This window comes from Pseudoxanthomonas taiwanensis (assembly GCF_010093135.1).
GTDB classification, from domain to species: Bacteria; Pseudomonadota; Gammaproteobacteria; order Xanthomonadales; family Xanthomonadaceae; genus Pseudoxanthomonas; species Pseudoxanthomonas taiwanensis.
In genome coordinates this window covers 1-6,783 of record NZ_PDWK01000101.1, presented here as the reverse complement: position 1 = coordinate 6,783, position 6,783 = coordinate 1, and the positions used below count along the sequence as shown (strand labels likewise).

The window sequence follows — 6,783 nt, the reverse complement described above, 5'->3', positions numbered from 1 at the left end:
GTGCGGGTTCCGCCGCCGCTCGAACAGGCTGCCAGCAGCCCAGCGGCCAAGGCCGGAGCCAGCGGAGGGATGCGCGGGGACATGGCAGGGCTCCCGCGTGAGGACGGATGCCGGCCGGGCGGGGCTGCCCCCCCCGCGTGCACCTGCTGTCCTGCCGGGCACGCTGGCGCGATACTGCGCGGACCCGCCGGCCGCCCCACTGTCCGCTGCCGGCACCGCGCCGGCCATCGGAACGGGTGAAAAAAGATGAAAAGCGGTGAATCCACCCCGGGGAAGTTGCCGCGATGCCGGTTCGGCGGCTTCGTCCTCGATCCGCGCGCCCGTGAGCTGCACCGCCTGGACGGCACCCGGGTGGCGCTGACCGCCAAGGCCTTCGACGTGCTGTGCGTGCTGGTGCGCGAGCGCGACCGCGTGGTCGGGCGCGACGAGCGAGCTGTTCGCCGAGGTCTGGCCCGGGCGGGTGGTGGAGGAGAACACCCTCACCCAGGCGGTGTCCGCGCTGCGCCACGCGCTGGGCAAGGACCAGCGCTGGGTCGTCACCGTGCCCGGGCGCGGCTACCGCTTCGTGGCCGAGGTGGCGCTGCACGACGGCCGGCCAGCGCCCGCCGCCGCGGTCCTTGCTCCCCGCCCCGCGGAGCGGCCGCACCGGCCCGGTGCCGGCCTGGTCCTTGGCGCAGGCCTGGCGCTGGCCCTGCTGCTGGCCTGGCCGCGGCTGCGGTCCGCGGCCGGGGCGCCACCGGCGCCGGTGGACGGACCGGCCGCCGCTCCGGTGCAGCGCACCCTGGCGGTGCTGCCGCCGCAGGTCGAGGACGGTGCCGGCGCCGAGCCCTGGCTGGCGGCCGGCCTGGCCGAGGGCCTGGGCCTGCGCCTGGCCGGCGTACCCGGCCTGCACGTGTTCCCGGCCCCGTCCAGCCGGCGCCTGGCCGGGCTGGAGCCGGCCCCGCTGCAGGCGGCCCGCGGCCTGGGCCTGGACTACGTAGTCACCGGCCAGGCCCGGCCGCGCGACGGCGAGCTGGAGGTGGAGCTGCACCTGCTGGCGGTGGCCGATGGCCGCCCGCTGTGGACCGGGCGCTACGCGGTGGCGCCGGAGGCACCCTCCGCGCCGCCGGCGCACGTGGTCCAGGGCCTGGCGGCCGCGCTGGGCGTGGAGCCGGCCACGCGCCGCCCGCAGCGCCTGCGACGGCGAGGACGCCCAGGCCTACCGGGCCTGGCTGCGCGGCCAATACCACCTGGCCCGCCCCTCGCCGGAGCGCGCGCGGCGGGCCGTGGCCGAGTTCCAGCAGGCGCTGGAGCGCGATCCGGACTGCGCCGGCGCCTACGCCGGCCTGGCCTACGCCTACCGTGCCCTGGCGGCGGTGGACCGCGCCCTGGCGCTGGATCCCGACCTGGCCGAGGCCCACGTCGCGCGCGGCTGGATCCAGCTCTGGTACGACTGGGACTGGGACGCGGCCGAGGCCTCGTTCCGGCGCGCGCTGGAACTGGATCCGGGCCTGGCCGAGGCGCACTTCGGCCTGGGCAACCTGTACATGCACACCGGCCGCATGGACCAGGCGCGCGCGCCGCTGCGCCAGGCGCTGGCGCTGGATCCGCTCTCGCCGCTGTTCAACGCCATCGGCGGCTGGGTCATCGCCGGCCCGGACCAGCCCAGCCACCACCTCGACCGTGCCCTGGAGCTGGACCCGGACTACTTCCTGGGCTGGGTGATGCGCGCGGGCGTGCGGCAGCGTGCCGGCGACGCCGCCGGCGCCCTGGCCGACCTGGAACAGGCGCGCCGGCTGTGCGGCGACTGCAGCCACGCCCTGACCATCCTCGGCCGCCTGCATGCCGCGCAGGGCCGGACGGAGGATGCGCGCGCGCTGCTTGCGCGGATGCAGGCGCGGCGCCAGGCCGGCTACTGGCCGGCCTCCAGCCTGGCCGCGCTGCACGTGGCCCTGGACGAACGGGACGCCGCGCTGGACCTGCTGGAACAGGCCTGGGCCGAACGCGACACGCGCATGGCCTTCCTGCTGCTGGACCGCCCGGTGCGCTGGGCCGGCCTGGAGCAGGCGCCGCGCTTCCAGGCGCTGCAGGCGCGCCTGCGCCTGCCGGTGGCCGGCACGGAGCCCGCAACCGGACGGACCGCGTCGGCCGACACGTCCGCGCCGGACCGTGACGGCCGCTGAGCGCGCCCGGGCGAGGGCCAAACCGCCGGCGGGGCCTGGTTCGCGCCGCGCAGCGCCCGCTTCCGGCGCCTGCACCAGGCGGCTGCGCGGGGCCTTAACGGACGCTGCGCTGAGATGGACGGGCGTGTCCTTCCGGAACATGCCGCGGCCACCCGTGGCCGGCCCCTTCCCCGGCGAAAGTCAACTCTTGCGCGTTGGCCGATTCGCGGGTAGCGTGGCGACTGTTGGCCACTAGATATGGTGGTCAGACAGGATGCTGACCCAAGCGATGGTGTTCATCGCAAGGGTCCAATCGCCGGGGGGTGGCGTGCGGAAACAGCGGAAAAATCCGGTCGGATGCGGCCTTGCGGGCCGTCTTCTCCATTCCGATTGAGGCGGCCAGCGGCGCGCACGGCGCGATCCGCTCGGCCCGCCGTCCGCGTCCGCCCGCCACCGCCGGCCAGCAGATGAATACGGCGGTTCGGAAGGAGAGCCAACATCCATGAGCACGGTGCGCCTCGAAGTGGTCCAGGACAACTCCAAACCCAGCGGTGTGATCCCGCTGCAGCCCGCGTCCTACGACATCTGGGACAAGAAGTACCGCCTGAAGACCAAGCAGGGCGTGCCGCTTGACGCGGACATCGACGGCACCTACCAGCGCGTGGCCCGGGCCCTGGCCGACGCCGAGGAGACCGAGGAGAAGCGTGCCTACTGGTACGAGCGCTTCCTGTGGGCGCTGCGCCGCGGCGCGATCCCGGCCGGCCGCATCATCTCCAACGCCGGCGCGCAGGAGCACAAGCCGGCCACCAGCACCATCAACTGCACCGTCTCCGGCACCATCGAGGACTCGATGGACGGCATCCTGCAGAAGGTCCACGAGGCGGGCCTGACGCTGAAGGCCGGCTGCGGCATCGGCTACGAATTCTCCACCCTGCGTCCGCGCGGCGCCTTCGTCGCCGGCGCCGGCGCCTACACCTCCGGCCCGATGTCCTTCATGGACATCTACGACAAGATGTGCTTCACCGTCTCCTCCGCCGGTGGCCGCCGCGGCGCGCAGATGGGCACCTTCGACGTCTCGCACCCGGACGTGAAGGACTTCATCCGCGCCAAGCGCGAGGACGGCCGGCTGCGCCAGTTCAACCTGTCGCTGCTGGTCACCGACGGCTTCATGCAGGCGGTGGAGAACGACGCCGACTGGCCGCTGGTGTTCCCGGTCAACCGCAAGGAAGAGGCCGACCTGGACTTCAACGACCCGAACCAGGTGGTCTGGCGCGACTGGCCGATCAAGGACAACTACATCGTCCGCGACGACGGCATGGTGGCGTGCAGGGTGTACGGCCACATCAAGGCCCGGCACCTGTGGGACATGATCATGGTCTCCACGTACGACTACGCCGAACCGGGCTTCATCCTGATCGACCGCGTCAACGAGATGAACAACAACTGGTGGTGCGAGAACATCCGCGCCACCAACCCCTGCGGCGAGCAGCCGCTGCCGCCGTACGGCGCCTGCCTGCTGGGCTCGGTCAACCTGACCTGCTTCGTGCGCGACCCGTTCACCGACAAGGCGCGCTTCGACTGGGACGAGTACCGCGAGGTGGTGCGGGTGTTCACCCGCATGCTCGACAACGTGGTGGAGATCAACGGCCTGCCGCTGGAGCAGCAGCGCCAGGAGATCATGCGCAAGCGCCGCCACGGCATGGGCTTCCTCGGCCTGGGCAGCGCCATGACCATGCTGCGCATGAAGTACGGCTCGAAGGAGAGCTGCGACTTCACCGAGCGCGTCGCCCGCGAGCTGGCCGTCGCCGGCTGGGAGATGGGCCTGGAGCTGGCCAGGGAGAAGGGCCCGGCCCCGATCATGGAGGAGGAGTTCACCGTCACCGCCGAGATGCTGCGCAAGCGCCCGGAGATGGCGAAGGACGGCTGGAAGGTGGGCGACACCATCAAGGGCCGCGTGCTGCACGCCAGGTACAGCCGCTACATGCAGCGCGTGGCCACGGTGGCGCCGGAGCTGGTGGCGGAGCTGGCCGAGGTCGGCTCGCGCTTCACCCACCACAGCTCCATCGCCCCGACCGGCACCATATCCCTGTCGCTGGCCAACAACGCCTCCAACGGCATCGAGCCGTCCTTCGCGCACCACTACAGCCGCAACGTGATCCGCGAGGGCAAGAAGACCAAGGAGAAGGTGGACGTCTACAGCTACGAGCTGCTGGCCTACCGCCACCTGGTCAACCCCAAGGCCATGCCGTTCGCCGAGGACCCGGAGGCCAGGCTGCCCGACTACTTCATCTCCGCCGACGACATCACGCCCAAGGAACACGTGGACGTGCAGGCCGCGGCGCAGAAGTGGGTGGACAGCTCCATCTCCAAGACCGCCAACGTCCCCACGGACTATCCGTACGAGCAGTTCAAGGACATCTACCTGTACGCCTACAAGCAGGGCCTGAAGGGTTGCACCACCTTCCGCTTCAACCCGGCGGCCTTCCAGGGCGTGCTGGTCAAGGAGAAGGACCTGGAGAACACCATCTACCGCTTCGAGCTGGAGGACGGCTCGGTGGTGGAGGTCAAGGGCAACGAGGAGATCGAGTACGACGGCGAGGTCCACACCGCCGCCAACCTGTTCGACGCCCTCAAGGAGGGCTATTACGGCAAGTTCTGACGGAACCCGGCACCGCGGCGTCGGCCCGGGCGCCCGCCGCGGCGGCCAAGGCTGCGGTCAGGCGCCCGGAAGCGACAACGTCCCGAGTACCAGATAAGTGCGCCCCCAGGAGGGCCCCATGAGCAATGGCAATGGTGTGACGGCAAACCTGTCCGAGACCGTCGAGAACGTGAGCAGGCAAACGGTGGTCGAACCCGGCGTCCCGGTCGCCCCGCCGGAGGAGGATGCCACCACCGGCGTGACCGAGACCGTGGCCGCGGTGGCCGAGGAGATCGGCGAGCGCATCGCCGTCCTCAAGGAGGAGGCGGGCGAGCGCCTGGCCGGGGTGAAGGAGCAGGCCCGCAAGCGTGTGGCCGGCGCGAAGAAGATCGCCTCCCGCGCCCGCAAGGCCGTGGCCAAGGCGGTCGGCAAGGCCAGGGAGAAGCTGGCCGCCGCCCGTGACAAGGCCCGCGCCGAGGCCGAGGCCCTGCGCAAGAAGAAGGCCGCCAGGAAGGCCGCGGCGAAGAAGGCCGCAAAAAAGGCCGCCTCCAAGGTCGCCACCAGGAAGGTGGCGGTGAAGAAGGCGGCAACGAAAAAGGCCCCGGCCCGTGCCGCCAAGGCCACCGGGAAGGTGGCGAAGAAGGCGGTGAAGAAGACTGCGCCGGCGAAGAAGGTGGCCCGCAAGGCCGCCAGGCCGGCGAAGAAGGCCGCCACCAGGACGACCGCGCGCAAAGTGGTGGCCAGGAAGGCGCCGGCCCGCAAGGCCGCCGCGAAGAAGGCCACCGCGCGCAGGGCCCCGGCCAGGAAGGCCGCCGCCCGTTCCCGCAAGTAACAGCACTACAACCACAAGCAAGCCCCTCCCGCGAGGGAGGGGCTGCGGCCCGCAAGGCCGCCCCATCGCACCCGACAGGATCTACAAGTCATGGCCGTCAAGATCGACAAGAAAATCAAGGGCTACGCCGTCATCACCCCGGAAGACAAGGCGCGTGAGCAGACGCCGGCCCAGGCCGCCGATCGCCCGGCCGAGGCCAAGGACAACGTCATCCAGATGCACGAGCGCATCGAGCGCCCGGAGGTGCTGGTGGGTTGCACCTACAAGATCAAGTCGCCGCTGATGGAGCACGCCATGTACGTGACCATCAACGACATCGTGCTCAACGCCGGCACCGAGCACGAGCTGCGCCGCCCGTTCGAGGTGTTCATCAACTCCAAGTCCATGGAGCACTTCCAGTGGATCGTGGCGCTGACCCGGATCATGTCCGCCGTGTTCCGCAAGGGCGGCGACGTGACCTTCCTGGTGGAGGAGATGAAGGCCGTGTTCGACCCGCGCGGCGGCTACTTCAAGGCCGGCGGGGTGTACATGCCCTCGCTGGTGGCCGAGATCGGCGCCGTGGTCGAGGAGCACATGAAGTCCATCGGCCTGATCCACGACCCGGAGATGAGCGCCCACCAGAAGGCCCTGATCGCCGAGAAGCGCCGCCAGTACGAGGAGCGCTCGCGCAAGGAGGCCGGCACCGCCGAGGACATCGCCGTCACCGGCGACGGCACCAGCTTCCCGCCCAGCGCCACCATGTGCCACAAGTGCAGCACCAAGGCGCTGGTCATCATGGACGGCTGCGCCACCTGCCTGAACTGCGGGTACAGCAAGTGCGGGTGAGATACGAGTCACTCCAGGAGTAGCCAGGCGCAGCGGTGAACTGGTCAGGCAGCTCTCTGCTCACTGCGCTGCAGTTCCTGACCCCAGGCTTTGTGGCGGCTTGGATTCGGCGCTCGCTTACGACGCATCGAAAGCCCACTGACTTTCAGCGTTTGATTCAGGCGCCGGATCTCCAGTGCGCTTGTTGGGATCGCCGTTGATGTGGTCCGGTCGGTCACTACTTGGTCTCAACTTGCAAGCGCAACACCGGATGAGAATTTCGCCATCTCTTCGGCCAGGACCTCTTCCGGGGTTTTCCACCCCAGCGTTTCCCTCGGTCGGCCGTTGAGCAGGCGGGCAATGTCATT

The 6,783-nt window shown here is 70.6% G+C and carries 5 protein-coding genes and 1 pseudogene; 4 read left to right on the top strand and 2 right to left on the bottom strand.

The annotated features are described in order from the left end of the window. Positions 1-483 (bottom strand): hypothetical protein (locus CR938_RS14490; RefSeq protein WP_211365244.1); only part of this gene is annotated, 483 nt, incomplete at its 3' end. A gap of 782 nt (positions 484-1,265) precedes the next feature. Here CR938_RS14490 and CR938_RS13435 point away from each other — a divergent pair. From CR938_RS13435 to CR938_RS13420, 4 genes are all read left to right on the top strand, one after another. Next, entirely contained in the window at positions 1,266-2,162 is an 897-nt protein-coding gene (locus tag CR938_RS13435; RefSeq protein ID WP_162125484.1) for a tetratricopeptide repeat protein, read from the top strand. A gap of 481 nt (positions 2,163-2,643) precedes the next feature. Further along, complete coding sequence (locus CR938_RS13430) at positions 2,644-4,800, top strand: adenosylcobalamin-dependent ribonucleoside-diphosphate reductase (protein WP_162125483.1); 2,157 nt, start codon at positions 2,644-2,646, stop codon at positions 4,798-4,800. Positions 4,801-4,918: 118 nt separating this feature from the next. Further along, positions 4,919-5,611, top strand: a complete 693-nt coding sequence (locus CR938_RS13425; RefSeq protein ID WP_162125482.1) for a hypothetical protein — start codon at positions 4,919-4,921, stop codon at positions 5,609-5,611. 90 nt (positions 5,612-5,701) lie between these two features. Continuing rightward, a complete protein-coding gene (locus tag CR938_RS13420; RefSeq protein ID WP_162125481.1) occupies positions 5,702-6,436 on the top strand; it encodes a TSCPD domain-containing protein in 735 nt (244 codons plus the stop codon). A gap of 227 nt (positions 6,437-6,663) precedes the next feature. On the opposite strand, the pseudogene CR938_RS14980 reads toward CR938_RS13420, so the two are convergent. After that, positions 6,664-6,783 (bottom strand): annotated as a pseudogene (locus CR938_RS14980) (IS30 family transposase); the annotation flags it as partial.